Source organism: Rivibacter subsaxonicus (assembly GCF_004217215.1).
Taxonomy (GTDB): Bacteria; Pseudomonadota; Gammaproteobacteria; order Burkholderiales; family Burkholderiaceae_C; genus Rivibacter; species Rivibacter subsaxonicus.
The window spans coordinates 252,780-270,935 of sequence record NZ_SHKP01000004.1 but is presented as its reverse complement, the minus strand read 5'-3'; the positions used below and the strand labels follow the sequence as shown (position 1 = coordinate 270,935).

General features: G+C 69.5%; 18 protein-coding genes and 1 pseudogene. 9 read left to right on the top strand and 10 right to left on the bottom strand.

Annotated features, from left to right (window positions below; all coding sequences use genetic code 11):
* Positions 1-36: 36 nt before the first annotated feature.
* Complete coding sequence (locus EV670_RS01290; protein WP_130430009.1) at positions 37-1,560, bottom strand: AMP nucleosidase; 1,524 nt, start codon at positions 1,558-1,560, stop codon at positions 37-39.
* Between the two features lie 182 nt (positions 1,561-1,742).
* Here EV670_RS01290 and EV670_RS01285 point away from each other — a divergent pair, with 182 nt between their 5' ends.
* The gene (locus EV670_RS01285; protein ID WP_242616795.1) at positions 1,743-2,339 is read left to right on the top strand and encodes a restriction endonuclease; all 597 of its coding nucleotides are present in this window, start codon (positions 1,743-1,745) and stop codon (positions 2,337-2,339) included.
* Positions 2,340-2,364: 25 nt separating this feature from the next.
* On the opposite strand, the gene EV670_RS01280 is transcribed toward EV670_RS01285, so the two are convergent.
* Complete coding sequence (locus EV670_RS01280; RefSeq protein ID WP_130430008.1) at positions 2,365-3,252, bottom strand: MBL fold metallo-hydrolase; 888 nt, start codon at positions 3,250-3,252, stop codon at positions 2,365-2,367.
* Between the two features lie 114 nt (positions 3,253-3,366).
* Here EV670_RS01280 and EV670_RS01275 point away from each other — a divergent pair, with 114 nt between their 5' ends.
* Complete coding sequence (locus EV670_RS01275) at positions 3,367-3,918, top strand: DUF3280 domain-containing protein (RefSeq protein WP_130430007.1); 552 nt, start codon at positions 3,367-3,369, stop codon at positions 3,916-3,918.
* On the opposite strand, the gene EV670_RS01270 is transcribed toward EV670_RS01275, so the two are convergent.
* The 8 genes from EV670_RS01270 to EV670_RS01235 form a co-directional block, all read right to left on the bottom strand.
* Positions 3,903-4,796 carry a quinoprotein dehydrogenase-associated SoxYZ-like carrier gene (locus EV670_RS01270; protein ID WP_242616794.1) on the bottom strand — a complete coding sequence of 298 codons (894 nt, stop codon included), beginning with the start codon at positions 4,794-4,796 and terminating at the stop codon, positions 3,903-3,905. The two genes, EV670_RS01275 and EV670_RS01270, sit on opposite strands and share 16 nt — an antisense overlap.
* 61 nt (positions 4,797-4,857) lie before the next feature.
* The gene (locus EV670_RS01265; RefSeq protein ID WP_130430005.1) at positions 4,858-5,808 is read right to left on the bottom strand and encodes a quinoprotein relay system zinc metallohydrolase 2; all 951 of its coding nucleotides are present in this window, start codon (positions 5,806-5,808) and stop codon (positions 4,858-4,860) included.
* Positions 5,805-6,179 (bottom strand): hypothetical protein, encoded by a 375-nt coding sequence (locus EV670_RS01260; protein WP_242616793.1) that lies wholly within the window; start codon positions 6,177-6,179, stop codon positions 5,805-5,807. The genes EV670_RS01265 and EV670_RS01260 overlap by 4 nt, the downstream gene beginning before the upstream one ends.
* 11 nt (positions 6,180-6,190) lie before the next feature.
* Entirely contained in the window at positions 6,191-6,958 is a 768-nt protein-coding gene (locus tag EV670_RS01255) for a hypothetical protein (protein ID WP_130430004.1), read from the bottom strand.
* Between the two features lie 23 nt (positions 6,959-6,981).
* Positions 6,982-8,025 (bottom strand): S1 family peptidase, encoded by a 1,044-nt coding sequence (locus EV670_RS01250; protein WP_130430003.1) that lies wholly within the window; start codon positions 8,023-8,025, stop codon positions 6,982-6,984.
* A 33-nt stretch (positions 8,026-8,058) separates the two neighbouring features.
* The gene (locus tag EV670_RS01245; protein ID WP_130430002.1) at positions 8,059-8,958 is read right to left on the bottom strand and encodes a substrate-binding domain-containing protein; all 900 of its coding nucleotides are present in this window, start codon (positions 8,956-8,958) and stop codon (positions 8,059-8,061) included.
* A complete protein-coding gene (locus tag EV670_RS01240; protein ID WP_130430001.1) occupies positions 8,955-9,362 on the bottom strand; it encodes a c-type cytochrome in 408 nt (135 codons plus the stop codon). The genes EV670_RS01245 and EV670_RS01240 overlap by 4 nt, the downstream gene beginning before the upstream one ends.
* A gap of 108 nt (positions 9,363-9,470) precedes the next feature.
* Positions 9,471-11,291: a methanol/ethanol family PQQ-dependent dehydrogenase gene (locus tag EV670_RS01235; RefSeq protein ID WP_130430000.1), complete on the bottom strand. Its 1,821-nt coding sequence runs from the start codon at positions 11,289-11,291 to the stop codon at positions 9,471-9,473.
* A gap of 545 nt (positions 11,292-11,836) precedes the next feature.
* Between EV670_RS01235 and EV670_RS01230 the strand changes: the two are divergent.
* The 7 genes and pseudogenes from EV670_RS01230 to EV670_RS01200 all read left to right on the top strand — a co-directional run.
* Positions 11,837-13,654 (top strand): annotated as a pseudogene (locus EV670_RS01230) (carboxyl transferase domain-containing protein); the annotation flags it as partial.
* The gene (locus EV670_RS01225) at positions 13,651-13,959 is read left to right on the top strand and encodes an antibiotic biosynthesis monooxygenase family protein (RefSeq protein WP_130429998.1); all 309 of its coding nucleotides are present in this window, start codon (positions 13,651-13,653) and stop codon (positions 13,957-13,959) included. The pseudogene EV670_RS01230 and the gene EV670_RS01225, both read left to right, overlap by 4 nt.
* 55 nt (positions 13,960-14,014) lie before the next feature.
* On the top strand, positions 14,015-15,184 hold the full coding sequence (gene solA / locus EV670_RS01220; RefSeq protein WP_130429997.1) for an N-methyl-L-tryptophan oxidase: 1,170 nt from the start codon (positions 14,015-14,017) through the stop codon (positions 15,182-15,184).
* 286 nt (positions 15,185-15,470) lie between these two features.
* Entirely contained in the window at positions 15,471-16,076 is a 606-nt protein-coding gene (locus EV670_RS01215; protein WP_242616791.1) for a carboxymuconolactone decarboxylase family protein, read from the top strand.
* A gap of 78 nt (positions 16,077-16,154) precedes the next feature.
* Positions 16,155-16,976: a dienelactone hydrolase family protein gene (locus EV670_RS01210; protein WP_130429996.1), complete on the top strand. Its 822-nt coding sequence runs from the start codon at positions 16,155-16,157 to the stop codon at positions 16,974-16,976.
* 238 nt (positions 16,977-17,214) lie between these two features.
* On the top strand, positions 17,215-17,664 hold the full coding sequence (locus EV670_RS01205) for a protease complex subunit PrcB family protein (protein WP_130429995.1): 450 nt from the start codon (positions 17,215-17,217) through the stop codon (positions 17,662-17,664).
* A 96-nt stretch (positions 17,665-17,760) separates the two neighbouring features.
* A complete protein-coding gene (locus EV670_RS01200) occupies positions 17,761-18,156 on the top strand; it encodes a DUF1801 domain-containing protein (protein WP_130429994.1) in 396 nt (131 codons plus the stop codon).

Genomic DNA, 18,156 nt, shown 5'->3' with positions numbered 1-18,156 from the left:
CGGATCGATTATCGGCAGCGAAGCCCTGCGCCCGCCTTACTGGAACGCCACCTCGGCAAAACTGCGCAGCTTGCGGCTGTGCAGCGCGTCCATGCCCTGCGCGCGCAACAGTTCGACCGCGCGCAGCCCGATGCGCAGGTGCTGGTTGACGCGCTCGCGGTAGAAGTGGTTGGCCATGCCGGGCAGCTTGATCTCGCCGTGCAGCGGCTTGTCGCTGACGCACAGCAAGGTGCCGTAGGGCACGCGGAAGCGAAAGCCGTTGGCGGCGATGGTGGCACTTTCCATGTCGAGCGCCACCGCGCGGCTCTGCGAGAAGCGCCTCTCGGGCGTGGTCGCCGAATCGTGAAAGGGCAGCAACTCCCAGTTGCGGTTGTCGGTGGTGGCGACGGTGCCGGTGCGCAGCACGCTCTTGAGCGCGTAGCCCGAGAGCTGAGTCACGTCGGCCACCGCCTGCTCGAGCGCGACCTGTATCTCGGCCAGCGGCGGGATCGGCACCCACAGCGGCAACTCCTCGTCGAGCACATGGTCCTCGCGCACGTAGCCGTGGGCCAGCACGTAGTCGCCGAGCTGCTGGGTGTTGCGCAGGCCGGCGCAGTGGCCGAGCATCATCCAGGCATGCGGGCGCAGCACCGCGATGTGGTCGGTGATGGTCTTGGCGTTGCTCGGTCCGACGCCGATGTTGACCATCGTGATGCCGGCGCCGTCCTTGCGCACCAGGTGGTAGGCCGGCATCTGCGGCAGCCGCGGCGGCGCGGCACCGAGGAAATCGGCCGGCTCCAGTGGCAGCCCCTTGCGCCGCGAGACCACGTTGCCGGGCTGCACGAAGGCGGTGTAGCCCTCGTCGGCACCGCTCTCGAACAAGCCGCCCTGCCCCGGCGGCTCGGACATCAGCTCGGCACCGAGCTTGATGAACTCGTCGATGTAGAACTGGTAATTGGTGAACAGCACGAAGTTCTGGAAATGCTCGGGTGCGGTGCCGGTGTAGTGGCGCAGGCGGTGCAGCGAGTAGTCGACGCGCGGCGCGGTGAACAGCGACAGCGGCTTGGGCTCGCCCGGTGCCGGCTCGTGGGTGCCGTTGGCGATACCGTCGTCCATCGCCGCCAGGTCGGGCAGGTCGAACAGGTCGCGCATCAGCAGGCGGCGCTCGGCGCTGAGCGTGCCTTCGACGTGGTCGTTCTCGGCGAAGGAGAAATGCACGGGAATCGGATGCGTGCCGGGCCCGACCTCGAGCGCCACCGCATGGTTGCGCAGCAGCAGGCGGAACTGCTCGCGGTAGTAGTCGCCGAACAGGTCGAGCCGGGTCAGCGAGGTCTCGTAGCGCCCGGGCCCGGCAACGAAACCGTAGGCCAGGCGCGAGTCGGCACGCGCGACGGTATCGGTCTGCACCCGCAACTGCGGATAGCAGGCACGCACCCGCAGGCCCATCGAGGCGCCGCCGACGAACTCGGCCATGCGCTGGCGCAGGTGCCGGATGCCGGCGTCGTAGATGGCACGGGCGTGCTCGAGGGCAGCATCGGGATCGCTGAACTCGCGGCGGGGGAGCGTGACGGGCAGGTCCATGAACGACGACGGCGGGTGGACGACGACCCATCCTAGCGTGCGCCGATGGCAGGCCGTCGCGATGTCCATCGACGCTGCGCGAACGCAACTGGCGCGGCGCGGCCAAGCCGCGCCGGCGACCTACCATCGCGGATGATCGACAGGGCGCGACGAGCGCCAGCCCTCACCCACAGGAGACCCGATTGAAGTTCCAGATGGCGAAGAACTCGCTCTTTGCGATCCTGCTGCGCTCGCCGTGGTGGATCAGCATCGTCATTGCGCTGCTGATCGTCCTGCTCTGCATGGCGCTGCTGCCGGTGCAGTTTCGCGTGATCGGTGCGCTCTCGGGCCTGCCCTTCGTGGTGATCAGCGTCATCGCGGCGCGCCGGCAGTGGCGCCTGCCGAGCGCCGAGCGCGTGGCCAGCACCCGGCAGGCCCTGGCGACGATGGCTTGGCCGGCCTTCGCCGCGCTGCTCGAGCAGGCCTTCCGCCGCGACGGCTACACGGTGCGGCCGGGCAAGACCGGTGCCGTCGATTTCGAGCTGGAGCGCCAGGGCCGCCGCATGCTCGTCTGCGCGCGACGCTGGAAGTCGGCCCACACGGGCCTGGAACCCTTGCGCGCCCTGCAGGCGGCGCGCGAAGCCGCCGACGTCCCGGATGCGCTCTACATCGGCCTGGCACCGCTCAGCGACAACGCGCGGCCCTTTGCCGCCGAGCACCGCATCGCGATCTGGCAGGCCGCCGAGCTGACCCAGGCGCTGCGCGGCCTGCCGCTCGAACCGACCGCGACCGCGCGCTGAGGCTCGACAGCCTGCGCGAGGCGGATCAACGGCCGCCGTCGCCGCCCTTGAGTTCGCTCCTGCCGGCCCCCAGCCACTCGGCCTCGTGCCGCAGGTAGAGCTGCTGCACGTTGCGCGGGTGCACGGCGTCGAAGCGGGACCAGCCGGCGTAGGCCGGCATCGGTGCCCGCGCAGGCGCGTCGATCAGGCTGACGCCGCTGTCGACCAGGCCACCAACGACCAGGTCGAGTTGCTGCAGATAGTCCCGCATCGGCGTGTCGGCATCGGCCGCGCCGACCGGGCCGTAGCCGGGCACCACGATGCGCGGCCGCAGCGCCTGCAGCCCATCGAGCGCGGCCAGCCAGCCGGGCAGCCGTGCGTCGCGCAACTCCGGCAGGCGGCCGACACCGACCAGCGCGCCGGCAAACAGCACCCCGCTCTGGTGGTCGAAGACCACCAGGTCGCCCGGCGTCGTGCCCCAGCCCGGGTGCAGCAGCGTGACCCGGCGCTCGCCCAGGTCGATCTCCTCGCTCGCCGCGCCCAGCGTGCGCTCGGGCACCACCACACGAGTGCCGCGCATCAACTCGGGACCGAGATCGCGCTCGAGGTTGCGCAGGCAGGTGTCGCAGCGCTGGCCGATCAGGCGCGCGCCTTCCGCGTGCGCAATGAGCGGGATGCCGCGTTCGCGCAGCGCGGCGTTGCCCATCAGGAACTCCTGCAGCGGCTGCTGGATCACGGCGGCGACGATCGGCCTGCCGCCGCCCAGGCGCTCGGCCGCCTCGATCATCTCGCGCCCCAGCAGGTAGGAGCCGCCGCTGTTGACGAGCAGGCTGGCGCGGCTGCCGACGATCAGCCCGCCATTGCCGACGGCGCCGCGATTGGCGGCGTCGGGCTCGCCGAGCGCACCGATCCAGGCGTAGACGCCCGGCGCCACCGGCACCGGCTCGGCCGCGCGCGCGCCGCCCGCGACCGCGCCTGCAAGAAGCAGCGCCGCCCCGTAGCATGCGAGCCAGCGGCAGGCCGCCGCCCACAGGCTCGCGACACCATCATGACGAACAAGCTCCCGCGCCGCCCGGTGCTGCTGTTCCTGGGCTCGCTGCCGCTGGCCGCGCTGGCCCAGACCGGCCCCTTCGCCGCCCTGCCCACGCTGGTGATGCCCGACATCGACCTGCTCGAGGACCATCCCAACCCGGCGCTGGCGGCCGACAACGCGCGCCGCGTGAAGGCCGTGAGCCAGCAGTTGCGCGAGGGCCTGGCGCAGGCCGGGCTCTACCGGCTGGTCGACCCGGCGCCGGCGCAGGCCACCATCACCGAGCTGCGCGCGGCTCATGCGAATCTTTTCGAATGCAACGGCTGCGCGCAGAGCATCGGCAAGGCGGCCGGCAGCGACCTGGTTCTGGTGGGCTGGGTGCAGAAGGTCAGCGAGCTGATCCTCAACCTCAACGTCGAGTTGCGCGAGGTCGCCGGCGACCGCACGCTGCTCAACAAGTCGGTCGACATGCGCGGCAACAACGACGAGTCCTGGCAGCGCGCGGCGCGTTTCATGCTGCGCGACTGGAGCGAGAAGCGGGCCGCCAATCCGCGCTACGGCTTGCCCTGAACCAGACTCTGGCGCGGACCATCGGCGGAGCCGGGACGCAGCGCCACGCTGTTCTGGAAGCGCAGTTCGTTGGAATCGACGACCTCGGCCCTGAGTTCCCCGCCGGCCTCGCGCGGCACGAACCAGAAGCGCAGGTTCGGGTTCTCGCTGATCGAGAAGTCGAGGTCGGCCGACAGCACCGGCTCGCCGGCGTAGCTGACGTCGACCCGGCGCACGAAATGCGGTGGCGTGAACTGGCGCGTGAACTGGTCCATCACCATGCCGGAGTCGTTGGGGTGACTGATCATCAGCTGCGCCAAGGCCGGCTGCGCGGCGCCGCCGCTGGTGTCGGCGCGCAGCCGCATCTGGCCGAGCGTGGCCCTGGCGGCGGCCGGATCCTTGCCCGGCGGCGCCGAGCAGCCGCCCGAGGCCTTGACCCAGCGCGTGCTCATCCAGAGCTGGCCGTCGTCGGTCTCGGCGATCGCCCGCACGTGGGTGTATTCGTCGATGCGCACGCGGGTCTCGATGTCGGCCTTGCCGCTGGCCAGCGTGTAGCTGAACACCGCCGATACCGGCGAGGGGTTGTTGTCGATGATCAGCCAGACCTTGCGGATCGAGCGCTGTGGGCTCTGCGCGAAGGCGCTGCGGATCGCGATCGGCACGATCGCCGCGTCCTCGGCGCGCAGCGGCGCCTCGAGCGCGATCACGCCGTCGGCCGGGGTCTTGATCTGGCGGCCGGCGAACAGGCTCTTGCGCACCTGCTGCCAGCGCTCGCTGGCCTCGGGGTTGTCGCCACTCTTGAGCTGGGCCAGCACCGGGGCCGAACTCATCAGCGCGACGGCACCCGCGAGCGAACCGAAGGTGCGGCGGGACAAGGAGCGGGAATCGGGCTTGTGCATCAACATCTCCTCGTGCATGACCGATGGGTCGACGGCGGCCGCTGCACCTTGCACTGCGTGTTCATTCGGCCCATTCCAGTTCGGCAAAGGCCGCGGTCAGGTTGCGCCGGTGGAAGCGATCGGTCAAGCGCCATCCTTGGAGCCCGCGACCATCGAGTTCGTTCACCGTCTGGCTCAGCGTGAGGTTGCGCGCGATCGCGTCCTTGACCCCGTCGCGCAGGCCCAGCAGGTAGGCCCGTTGCGGCGCCAGCGCGGCCGGCCAGTCGCGGCTCGGCGCGCCGTGGCCGGGAACGACCAGGCGCACCGGCTCGCGCGCGAGCGCGTCCATCACGCCGAGCCAGCCAAGCAGCTTGCCGTCGAGCGCCGGCAGATGCTCGACGAACAGCAGGTCGCCGGCGAACAGGGTGCCGCTCTGCACGTCGGTCACGGTGAGATCGGCGTCGGTGTGGGCGGTGGGCCAGGCGCGGATCAGCAGCGTGCGCCCGCCGATGTCGAGATTCAGCGCGTCGCCGACGGTGCGGGTCGGCAGCACGATCTCGCTGCCGGCGCCGGCGGCGCCGAAGTCGCGCTCGAGCGCCTTGAGGTAGTACGGCCCGCGCGCGGCCAGCGCCGCCGGCAGCCGTGCGTGGCCGATGAATTCAGGACTGGCGCCACCCGCGCCGGCGCCGAGGAAGGCGGCGTTGCCGAGCACATGGTCGGGATGGGCGTGGGTGTTGACCACCGCGCAGACCGGCTTGTCGGTGCGGCGCGCGATCGCCGCTCGCAGCGCCTCGCCGACCGCGCGGCTGCCGCCGCTGTCGATCACCGCGACGCAGCGCGCGCCGACCACGAAGCCGAGATTGGCGACGTCGCCGGCGTTGTCGGGACCCCAGTCCTCGATCGCGCCCACATGCACGTGCACGCCCGGCGCCAGCTCCTGCGTCTCGATGCGCAATGCCGGCGCGGCGGCGGTAGATGCCGCGAGCGCGCCCCACCCCACGGTGAGTGCCAGCGCCCGCAGCCAGGGCCTCATCTGGGATCGGCCGGCCGGATCATGCAGGCCTTCTTGGCGTCGGCCTGCATCTGTCGAAAGCGCCGCACGTTCTTCTGCACGCCCTCGTTGTCGCGCAGCACCGCGCCACGCTCGCCGCCGATGCTGGTGGCGTTGGTGTCGGTGCTGAGCTCGACGAAGTCCTCGTAGTTCAGCTGCTCGGCCAGGCGGTCGAGAACACACGAGCACTTGTGGATCATCTCGAACTGCGGGCCCGGGTTCTCGCGCAGGCAGCTCTGCACGAAGAGCACGCGATCGACGGTGGCGTAGTCGTGGGCCATCAGCGGGCCGGCCGCCAGCAGCAGCATGGCCGCCACCAAGCCGACGAGCGAAGGGTTGCGACGGTGGGTCAAGGGCGGGCTCCTCAGCGGGATGTTGGCGGCGCTGCCGCGGCGGCACTGGCGGGCAGGGGCTTGGCGCCCGACGGCAACAGCGTGAGCACTTCTTCGGCGCGCGGCGCGCCGCCGGCTTCGGCGGCCGGCAGCACGGCGCGCAGCTCGAGCACGCCGCCGGGCACTTGCGGCGACAGCGTGAAGCGGTACTGCATCGTCGCCAGTTCCGGGAAGCGGCCACGGCTTGGATCGTCGAGGAAGGGCGAGATGCGCACCTCGGTGGCCTCGATCTCGCGGCCGTCGAACTGCGTGCGGATGCGCGTCATGCTGGCCTGGTCGACCAGCGCCAGCCGGATGCGCTTGCGAAAGTGCGCCGCCTGCCCGCGCGTCAGGCGCTGCAGCTCGCGCACCTCGCGCTCGAGGAAGAACAGCGTCACCGGATTCACGCTCGCGTCGTCGAACTGGGGCAGCTGCAGCGCACGCGGTCCGCTGAGGAACTCGGCGCGCACCGAGCAGCAGCTGCCATCGTTGCCACGGCGCAGGAACATCTGCGCCGAATCCTCGAAGCCAGGATCGAGCGCCGGGTCGCGGCTCTCGCGCACGAAACGGTAGCGCAGTTCGCTGGGCAGGGGCAGTGAGCTCAGCACCGGTTCGTTGAACACCGCGCGCTCGGCGGCCGAGGGCGGCGCCGGCGCCTCGGCGGCCCCGGCCGGCGCGCCGCCGACGCCCAGCCAGACGCAGGGGCCCAGCAGCAGCGCACGCAGCAGCTGACGAAGGGGTTTGTTGGTGGTCACTATCATGTCTTTGGATTCGGTGCGGCGGGTCACTGTGCGCGCAGGCGGGCCTGGAGCCTTTGCGCGAGTTCGGTATCGAGCGCGTCGAGCTGCTCGAGCGCGGCGCGCGCCTGCGCATCCTGCCCGAGCCGATGCTGGAGCGCCCCGAGTTGAAACCAGGACGGGGCGTCGCCCGCGTCCAGCGCCAGCGCGCGCTGGTAGGCCACCACGGCCTCGGCCGGACGTTCGAGGCGCGTCAGCGCCAGCCCGAGCAGCCGCTGCGGTTCGGGGTCCGTGGCATCGTCGGCCGCCCAGCGCAGGGCGACGTCGAGCAACTGCTCCCACTCTGCGCCCTGCACCAGCGCCGCCGCGCGCAGGAACGGCGGCTGTCGTTCGTCGCGCAGTTCCCAGAAGGTCTGGCCGCTCAGCGGCGCGACCGGTCGTTCATCGCTGAGCGGCGCGTCGACCAGGGCGCGCAGCCACTCGACCGGCGCCGAATAGTAATGACGCTCGCCGCCGCGCAGCCTGAAGGTCAGCACGCCGACCAGCTTGCCCTCGGCATCGAACAGGCCGCCGCCGCTGGCACCCGAGCTGAACCAGTTGCTGCTCTGGATGACCGCGCCGTCATCGAGCCGATGGGTGTCCACCAGTTCACCCTCGCTGAACTGCAAGCCTGCACCGCCGGTGTAGCCGATCGCCAGCATCGGCTGGCGTCGACGCAGCGAACTGGCGGCACCGAGCTTGACCGGCTTGGCGCCGAGGCCGGGCGCGCGCAGCAGGCACAGGTCGCGCGCCATGTCGGCACGCTGGCCGCGCACCGGGTAGCGCAGGCCGCCATGCAGGACCTCGATGGCACGCGCGTCGCGGGTGACGTGGCAGTTCGTCACCACCAGTTCGGGTCCGACCACCAGCGCCGAGCCGACCGCGTAGCGCCCCGGCAACGCGGCCTCGATCTTCAGCACGCTCGGCGCCAGCCCCAGATGCAGTTCGCGCGAGCGGCTCGCGTCCACGTCGTCCGTGGCAGCCGCAACCGTGGTCACGAGCGAGGCCAGGCACGCCAGCCCCGAACCCAGCAGTGTTCGATTCCAGGCCATGTGGGCGGCCCCTCACTGCGGCCGCGTCGCGCCTCAGGGCTTGCCGCCCGGCTCGAGATCGAGCAGCGGCACGCCGTAATCGCGCAGGATGGCCTGGATCTCGGGGCGCCGCTTTTCGATCAGCGCCTCGATCTGCTGCTTCCACTGCGGTTCGCCGTAGCGCACGCCCATGGCCATCGGGTAGTCGAAGCGCACGCCGGGTTCGGAGGCCAGCGGCACCACCGTCAGCGGCGGGCTCTTGACGCGGCGCGCAAAGAAGCCGGCAATCGGCCCCCAGACGATGGCGGCGTCGATCTTGCCGGCGGCCAGGTCGCGCTCGATGATCTCGCCGGGGTACTGCGCCGGATCGGGATTCATGATCGGGTACGGCACGCCCTGCTCGACGAGGTTGTGCTTGACCAGCCACTCGCTGGCCGGCGATCGGTCGTAGAGGCCGATGCGCAGCTTCTTGAGTCGGGCCGGATCGAGCGCGAGGAAGTCCGCGCCGCTGTTGACGCCATCGAGGCCCTTGCCCTGCGGGAACACCAGCGCGTAGGTCGAGCGGTAGTAGGGCTTGGTCGCCGAGACCTGGTCGTAGCCGGCCGGCACGCCCATCACGATGTCGCAGCGGAAGTCCTCGCCTGGCAGCTTGTAGCGCAGGGTGTTGCGGATGAAGGCAAGCCGCTGCGGAAACGAGAAATAGCTGACCGGCAGCCCGAGATCCTTGGCGAAGAGCTCGGCAATGCGGTTCTCGATGCCCTCGCCCTGCGTGTTGGAGAACGGCAGGTTGTTCGGGTCCTGGCAGACCCTGAAGGCCTCCCGCTTGGGCGCGGCGTCCTGCGCCGCGGCAGCCACCGGCGCCAGCGCCGTCACCGCCAGCGTCAGTGCGCCAAGGTATCGCAGGACGGCGGCGGCTCGCCGCCGGGAGGACGGGGCACGCGGGCAACCCCTCATGGAGCCAGCTCTTCGACCTTGGCGCGCGTGATCGCGCCATCGGAGCGGCCCTTGAGGTAGGCGTAAAGGTGATCCATGTTGTCCATCACGATCGGGCTGTTGCCGAAGCTCTGCATGCCCTTGTCGAGGCGCCCATTCTTGACCGTGGCGACGAACTCCGCCTTGGTCAGGGTCTTCATGCTGACGACCAGCGACGGGCCGACCATGCCCTCCTGGTTGGCGCCGTGGCAGCGGTCGCAGGCAGCGGCGCGCCAGGCACGGAAGCCCTTCATCGTGTTCGGGTCGACCTTGTAGCCGTCGGTGACGGTGTAGAGCGGCGTCTTGACAACGTTGGGTTGGGCCAGCACCGGAGTGGAGGCAAGCACTGCAAGCGTGGCGAGAAGGAGGCTGGTTCGAAAGCTCATGTCAGCAGATACACATCCAGGCAGAAAAATGGGGGACGGCGCGCGAGCGCCATCCCCCGTGACGCGATCGGCGGGCACCGCGCGGATGCCCGCTGTCTCTTGAGGTACTCAGTTGGGCAGGGTGAAGATGGTCAGCGAACCACCCAGCTCGGTGAACTGGTTCAGTTCCTTGTAGCCACCCACCGCGCCGAGGCCGTCGGAGTCCTTCTCGAGCCCGGCCGCCATGCCGATACCGGCCCAGCCACCGATGCCCGAGAACACGCCGAGGTACTGCTTGCCCTTGTGCATGTAGGTGAACACGTTGCCGATGATCCCGGACGGGGTCTTGAACTTGTAGAGCTCCTTCTTGATGTCCTTGGCATCAACGCACTTGAAGTGCCCCTCGAGACCACCGTAGCACGACAGACCGCCCGCGGTGTTGAGCACGCCGCTCCACACCGAGAACTTCTCCGGCTTGCTTTGCACGATCTTGCCGGTGCCGGCGTCCCAGCTGATGAAGTTGCCCATGCCGCCGTGACTGCCCGGCGACGGGAACATCGACAGCGTCGCGCCGACGAAGGGCTGACCCGCCACGTACTCGACCTTGAACGGCTCGTAGTCCATGCAGACGTGGTTGGTCGGCACGTAGAAGAGCTTGGTATTGGGATCGAAGGAGGCCGGTTGCTGGTCCTTGGTGCCAAGCGCCGCCGGGCAGATGCCCTTGACGTTGACGTCGGGTCCGGCTGCCGCGGTCGAGAACTTCTTGACCACTGCCGGCCGCCCGGTCTTCATGTCGACGTGGGTCGCCCAGTTGACCGTCGGGTCGTACTTCTCTGCCACCAGCAACGCACCGGTCACGCGGTCCATCGTGTACGCGAATCCGTTGCGGTCGAAGTGCACCAGCGCCTTGGTCGGCTTGCCCTTGACGTTGATGTCCGCGAGGATCATCTCGTTGACGCCGTCGAAGTCCCACTCGTCGAACGGGGTCATCTGGTAGACCCACTTGGCGACGCCGGTATCGACATCACGCGCGAAGATGGTCATCGACCACTTGTTGTCGCCGGGGCGCTGCGACGGGTTCCAGGTCGACGGGTTGCCGGTCCCGTAGTACATCAGGTTGGTCGCCTTGTCGTAGCTGTACCAGCCCCAGGTGGTGCCGCCGCCGATCTTCCACTGATCGCCCTTCCAGGTCTTGAGCGACGAGTCCTTGCCGACCGGCTTCATGGCGCCGTCGGTCCAGACCATGGTCTTCTCGGGGTCCATCAGCATCTCGGCATCGGGACCGACGCTGTAGGCCTTCCAGACCTGCTTGCCGGTCTTGATGTCATAGGCATTGATGAAGCCGCGTACGCCCCACTCGCCGCCGGAGATGCCGGTGATGACCTTGTCCTTGAAGACGTGCGGCGCATTGGTGTTGACCGCGCCCAGCTTCGGGTCGCCGTTCTTCACCGACCACACCAGCTTGCCGGTCTTGGCATCGAGCGCCACCAGGTTGCTGTCGGCCTGCTGCAGGAACACCTTGCCGTCCGCGAGCGCGAGGCCACGATTGACCGTGTCGCAGCACATCTGCGGAATCACCGCCGGGTCCTGCTTCGGCTCGTACTTCCAGACGATCTTCTGGGTGTCGAGGTCGACCGCGAAGACCTTGTTGGGGAACGGCGTATGCAGGTACATCATGCCGTCGACCACCAGCGGCGAGCCTTCGTGGCCGCGCAGCACGCCGGTCGACATGGTCCAGGCGACCTGCATCTTGCCGGCGTTGCCGGTGTTGATCTGGTCCAGCTTGCTGTAGCGCTGGTTGAACATGTCGCCGGCCTGCATGGCCCAGTTGCCGGGGTTGGCGATGTTCTTCTCGACGTCGGCGTTCGCGAGGGCCAACGCCGGCAATGCAAGAACAGCAGCGGCCAGGGGCCGCAGCGGAAGCCGCTTCGAATGCCAAAGTGATTTCATCGATGTCTCCGTGGTTGGTGTGGTCAAGATGCCTTCCAAGGCATGGCTCATCACTCCTCACCGACGGGGCGCACCAACGCACACGTTCCCTCATGTCGTGGCCGTCCCAACGGGGCGATCCGCTCGACCCCCGGCATGACACAAGCCTCGGGCCGATCGAATGCGACGGTTCTACTCCCCGCAGGAATGAGCGTCAACGCCGCTGACGAGAGTAGGAATTGAGCGATTCTTGCTGCGCCGCAGCAAGTAATTTCGAGCACTGTTCGGATGGCGTGACAGTCACCTTCGTCGCCAGAGGACAGGATGAGTCATGCACGATTCACAAGCGGCCGCGCGAACGCCGATTGCTGCGCTGCGACGGCCGGACGCGCACAGGCTGTCCCGTGTCGCAATGCACCAAAGCAATTGATCGGGACTTTTCCCTAGGTGGAAATCTGAGCCCTGTCTCACGTGCCGAGCACTGTCACGCAGGGGTCGGGCGCGGCCCGAGGCGACCGCTACAGTGGCTCTTTCACTGCCGCCGCTTCGCGATGCGCCCGACATTGATCCGAGCCCCGATGGCCGCCACCGTCGTGCAACTGTGCGTCGCCCCCGGCGACGCGGTCGGCGCCGGCGCGTTGCTCGCCATCGTCGAGGCGATGAAGATGGAGCACGAGCTGCGCGCGCCGGCGCCGGGCCGCGTCGTGGCGCTGCGGGTCGCGGTCGGCGAACTGGTGGCCGAGGGCGACACGCTGTGCGAACTCGGGCCCGACGCGCAGGCCGGCACCGGCCACCCGCCCGTTGCCGACGACCCGGCGCTGATGCCCGACGCGCGCCTCGCGCAGTCGCTGGCGCGCCACGCGCTGACCCTGGACGCGGCCCGGCCGCAGGCCATGGCTAGGCGGCACGCGCTCGGCCTGCGCAGCGCGCGCGAGAACATCGCCGATCTCTGCGCGCCCGGCAGCTTCGTCGAGTACGGAGCACTGGCCTACGCCGCCCAGGAGCAGCGCCGCCCGCGCGAGGAACTGATCCGCCAGACCCCGGCCGACGGCATCGTCACCGGCGTCGGCGAGGTCGATGCCGGCAGCGCCGGCGAGCCGGCTCGGCGCCGTTGCGCGGTGCTGGCCTACGACGCCACCGTGCTCGCCGGCACCCAGGGCTTCAGGAGTCACCAGAAGACCGACCGCCTGCTGCAGATCGCCGCCGAGCAGCGGCTGCCGCTGGTGCTGTTTGCCGAGGGCGGCGGCGGCCGGCCGGGCGACAGCGATCTGCCGATCGTCGCCGGCCTGCACGTGGGCACCTTCGCCGCGCTCGGCCGACTGGCCGGACGCGCGCCGACCATCGGCATTGCCGCCGGCCGCTGCTTTGCCGGCAATGCGGCGCTGCTCGGTGCCTGCGACCTCGTAATCGCCACCCGCGCCAGCAACATCGGCATGGGCGGACCGGCGATGGTGGAAGGCGGCGGGCTCGGCGTGTTCGCGCCCGAGGCGATCGGGCCGAGCGAGGTGCAGCAGGCCAACGGCGTGATCGACGTGCTGGTCGACGACGAGGCCCAGGCGGTCGCCGCGGCGCGCCGCTGCCTCGGCTTCTGGCAGGGGCCGTCGCCCGACTGGCACACCGACCGCGACGACGGCGCCGCGCTGCGCACGCTGCTGCCGGCCCAGCGCAACCGCGTCTACGACATGCGCGCGCTGCTGCAGCGACTTGTCGACCACGACTCGCTGATCGAGCTGCAGCCGGGCTACGGCGCCACGCTGATCACCGTACTGGCACGCCTCGAGGGCCGACCGCTGGCGCTGGTCGCAAGCAACCCGGCCCATCTCGGCGGCGCGGTCGATGCCGAAGCGGCTCAGAAGCTGGCCCGCTTCTGGCAGCTCGCCGATGCCTGGGGGCTGCCGATCGTCTCGCTGATCGACACGCCGGGCTTCATGGTCGGGCCCGAGGAGGAAGCGCGTGGCCATGTGCGCCATGCCAGCCGGCTGTTCGTCGCCGGCGCGCGGCTGCGGGTGCCGAAGGTGGCGCTCGTGGTGCGGCGCGCCTTCGGCCTAGGCGCGATGGCGCTCGCCGGCGGCGGCTTGCACGAGACGCTGGCCACCGCGGCCTGGCCGAGCGCCGAGTTCGGCGCGATGGGGCTCGAGGGCGCGGTCAAGCTCGGCTATCGCAAGGAGCTCGAGGCACAGCCCGAAGGCGCGCCGCGGCAGGCGCTGTTCGAGCGCCTGCTGGCCGAGCAGGTCGAGCGCGGCCAGGCCATCCGCATGGCCGAGACGCTCGAGATCGATGCCGTGATCGACCCGGCCGACTCGCGCCGCTGGATTGCCACGGTGCTGGCCGGCGCCTCAGCCGCTCGCTACGATCGCAGCAACTCCCGGGAGACGCCACCGTGATCCTCGAACTCGCCGACATCCGCATCCAGCCCGGCCGCCAAGCCGAATTCGACGCCGCCATCGAGCGCGGCATTGAGACCGTGATCGCGCAAGCCAAGGGCTTTCGCGGCTACAAGATCAACAAGGGCATCGAGTCGCCCGAGCGCTACCTGCTGATGATCTTCTGGGACACGCTCGAGAACCACATGGTCGACTTCCGCGAAGGCCCGGCCTTCGCGCAATGGCGGGCCATCGTCGGCCCCTTCTTCGCCCAGCCGCCGCAGGTGGAGCACTTCACGCTGCTGAGCAAGTCGGCCGAGCGCTGAGCGCCCCGTGCCCGGCGTCGGCCGCGGCAGGAGCGAGGTTCAACACCCGATCGACGTGACTGCAGCCACAGCGCCCGACGTCATCGTCGTCGGCCTCGGTGCCGTCGGCAGCGCGGTGGCCCACCACCTGGCGCGCCGCGGCGCGCGCGTGCTGGGGCTGGACCGCTTTCATCCGCCGCATGACCAGGGCTCGAGCCACGGTCGCACCCGCATCACGCGGCTGGCGGTGGGCGAAGGCGTGGCCTACGTGCCGCTGGTGCAGCGCTCGCACCTGCTGTGGCGCGAGCTCGAGGCCGAGACCGGCGAGCACCTCTACCAGCGCACCGGCGGCCTGGTGATCGCGTCGAGCGCGGCCGACGCCGCGGCCTTTCACGGCCAGGCCGGATTCTTCGCGCGCACCCTGGCGCTGGCGCAGCGCTTTGGCATCGAGCACGAGCTGCTCGACGCGGCGGCGCTGCGCGAGCGCTACCCACAGTTCCTGCTGCGCGACGACGAGAGCGCGTACCTCGAGCGCGAGGCCGGGATGCTGTTTCCCGAGCGCTGCGTGGCGGCGCAGTTGCAGGCGGCGCAGCGCCACGGCGCCACGCTGGTCTACGGCGAGACGGTGCAGCGCATCGAATGCCACCCGCAAGGCGTCAGCGTCCACACCGACCGCGCCACCCACCATGCCGCGCGGGTGGTGCTCAGCGCGGGCGCCTGGCTGCCGGCGCTGGCCGGGCCCGCGCTGGCCGCGCGGCTGGCGGTGCGGCGCCAGGTGTTGCAGTGGTTCGGCACCGACACGCCGGCGCTCTACGCGCCGCAGCGCTGCCCGGTCTTCATCTGGCTACACGGCCCGGAGCCGGCCGATTGCCTCTATGGCTTTCCCACCGGCGATGGCGTCGACGGCGTGAAGGTCGGCACCGAGCAGGTGGCCACCCGCACCGCGCCCGACGCCGTCGATCGCCAGGTGCGGCCCGAGGAGGTGCGGGCCGTCTACGAACGCCACGTGCGCGGCCGCCTGCACGGCCTGCGGCCGGACTGCGTGGCCAGCGCCACCTGCCTCTACACCAGCACCGAGAACGGCGACTTCATCGTCGACGAGCACCCGGACGCGCCGCGCGTAACCCTGGTCTCGGCCTGCTCCGGCCACGGCTTCAAGCACTCGGCGGCGCTGGGCGAGGCGGTGGCGCAGCGGGTGCTGGGCGAGGCGCCGCGAGTCGACCTGGGGCCGTTTGCGCTCGGCTGAGGTGTCGACTGCCGTTGGCGCGGGCGACCGGCGGCGCGTTGTGGCGTCCACGCCATGCACGGCAACGCCTTGCAGGCCGCGGCACCCAGCGTTCTTGGCGAGGTCGATGCCCACATACAGAATGCTCTTGGACTCCTCTTTCGAGCAGGTCGATGAGACTCGCAACCCCATCGTGGCACCCGTTGCTGGTCACCGCTTCGCAGCGGTGGACTCGGGACGCGGAAGTCCCATTCATCCGTTGAGCGACACGGACCTCCACCGTCATTCATTCACAGAGGAGCGACTCATGCTTCTGCCGCCACCCGAGACCACCGACGCAGTAGCGCGGGTTTACAAGTCAAGCCAGGCCGCACAGGGCTTTGTCATGAACCTCGTCTCGGCGTGGGCCTCGCGACCTGATGTCTTCGAGTCCTTCGCAGCCCTTCGCGGCCAACTCACTGCGAGCGCGAGCCTTTCGAAGCGCGATCAGGCGGTGCTGGTGTGTGCGGCTGCCTCGCAGTTGCAGGACTCGTACTGCTCCCTGGCCTGGGGCAAGACACTGGCCGCCCAGGCCGGCGCCGCACCCGCCGCGGCGGTGCTCTCAGGCAGCGACCACGCCGCGCTCACGGCCCGGGACCGTGCGCTCGCGGCCTGGGCTCGAAAGGTCGTGTCGGATCCGAACAGCGCAGGGCCTTCGGACATCACCGCGCTTCGCGGCGCCGGGCTCGACGATCGCGCGATCTTCGAGGTGACGGCCTTCATCGCGTTTAGGCTCGCCTTCTCGACGGTGAACGACGCCTTGGGCGCGATTCCGGACTGGCAGGTGGCCGATGCCGCCCCGCCCGAGGTCCGTTCGGCAGTCACGTACGGGCGGCCTCCACAGACGGCCCCGGCGGAAGCCAGGCCGCAATGACGCCCACCGGTCGTTGCACCCGAGGTGTTCCGGCTTGCGACTGTCGCCCGCGCTGACCTCAGACCCTGGGGCGCGTGGATGCGGTCTCTTCTTCTCTTCCTTGCATTTCTGCTGCCCGCCGCGCTGCATCACGCCAACGCTGGAAACGCGGAGATCCGGGTTCGCGATGACGCCACCGGCCGGACCGTCGCTCGCCTCGAAGCCTTCACCTATCTCCCAAGCGGCAAGGGACCGTTCCCCGTCCTCGTTCTCAGTCACGGATCGGCCGGCGGTTCGCCCAAGGCATCCATTTCCTGGAAGAGAGACGGCCGGCACTGGGCCAAACAGGGCTACCTCGTCGTTGCGCCCATGCGCCAGGGCCGCGGCAAGAGCAGTGGCATTTCGCCCGAATCCGAAGAGAAGGACTGCGACGTCGAACACTGGCACGACGCACTGCCGCTTTCCTTTGCCGACCTCGACGCCACCATCGAGTACACGCGGAGCTTGCCGCTGGCCAGGCAGGACGGCGTCACGCTAATCGGCGTGTCTCGCGGCGGCTTCCTGTCGGTGGCCTATGCAGCCGAAGGAAAGCATCGATCCCGGGTTCGCGCGGTCGTCAACTTCGTTGGCGGATGGACGGCACAGGCGGAAGACCAATGTCCGGTCGACTTCAACCTCGCCGCGTTTGCGCGATACGGCGCCAACGCAAAGGCCCCGATGATCTGGCTGTATGGCGCTCGCGACCTGTTCTATGGCGACGACGCGGTTCATCAGTATGTTGATGCCTTCTCGCACGCCGGCGGAAACCTCGAGTTCCACTTCTTCCCCGGGGTTCCAGAGAACGGGCACTGGCTGCCCAGCTATCCAGCCCGATGGCAGTCTGTCGTGGACGCATTCCTGCGGGCGAACAATGCACCCTGAGCCTTCGCAGATGGAATCTGCACCAGCGCGGCGTCAGGCGCTGCAAGCGGCAGGCATGAAGCTGCCTGAAGGGTCATCAGCGTCTGGCGCCATGCGAGGCCCTGATGTCTGAATCGATACCGTGGCGTTGCTTGTGCGGTCGGGACCGGCGATCGCGCCAGAAGGGGGGCGGTGAGTCAGCACACCCGGTTCTTGCGGACGGCCGCTGGTGAGGACCAGGCAGCACAGAATGCACAGCATGCGAACTGCAATCTCACTGGTCGTCGCTTCGTTGCTCGCCGCTTGCGGCGGCGGCGAAGCCAGCTCCGAAACCCGGAACGTGCCGTTCACCACGGTGGCGCAATCCGGCAACTCCGGCGTGACGGCCGGCGAGGGTGTGGTCGCGCGAAATCAGGCGGAGTTCAACACCGTCTGGGCCAGGTTCAGCTCCAACCTGCTGCCGCCTCCGCAAGCACCGGCCATCGACTTCGGCAGCCAGCAGGTGGTCGGCTACTTCCTCGGTAGCCGACCGAACGGCTGCTACTCCATGTCGATCACGCGCGTCACCCAGAGCGATGATCGCCTCGTCGTCTCGTACAAGGAGCAGGTCCCGGCCGCGGGTGCGATCTGCACCATGCAGGTGGTCAATCCTGCTCATCTGGTCGCGGTGCCGCTGTCGCCGTTGCATGTCGAGTTCAGGGCCGAGTGAGGCGCGCCGGCATTGGTCTCTCGCACAGCGCACCCGCGGAGGCCAACGCAGAATGACGCAGAGGCCGTCCTCCCACCACCGCACAAGAGCAACGACATGAAGCAGAGCGGGTCGCAAGAAGGCAAGTCTCCTTCGCAGTTGATCGACGCAAGAATCGCCGAGCTCGGCGACTGGCGGGGCCAGATGCTCGGCCGGCTCCGTGCCCTGATCAGGGAGGCCGATCCCGATGTCGTCGAGGAGTGGAAGTGGAACGTTCCGGTGTGGTCGCACGCGGGATTGATCTGCACTGGCGAGACCTACAAGAAGGTCGTGAAGATGACCTTCGCCAAGGGCGCCGCCCTGGAGGATCCCTCGGTCATCTTCAACGCCAGCCTCCAGGGCAACACCCGGCGCGCCATCGACTTCCACGAGGGCCAGGCCTTGGACGAGCATGGGTTGAAGGCTCTCGTGCGCGCCGCCGTGGCCCTGAACAGCTCCAAGGCCCCGGGTTAA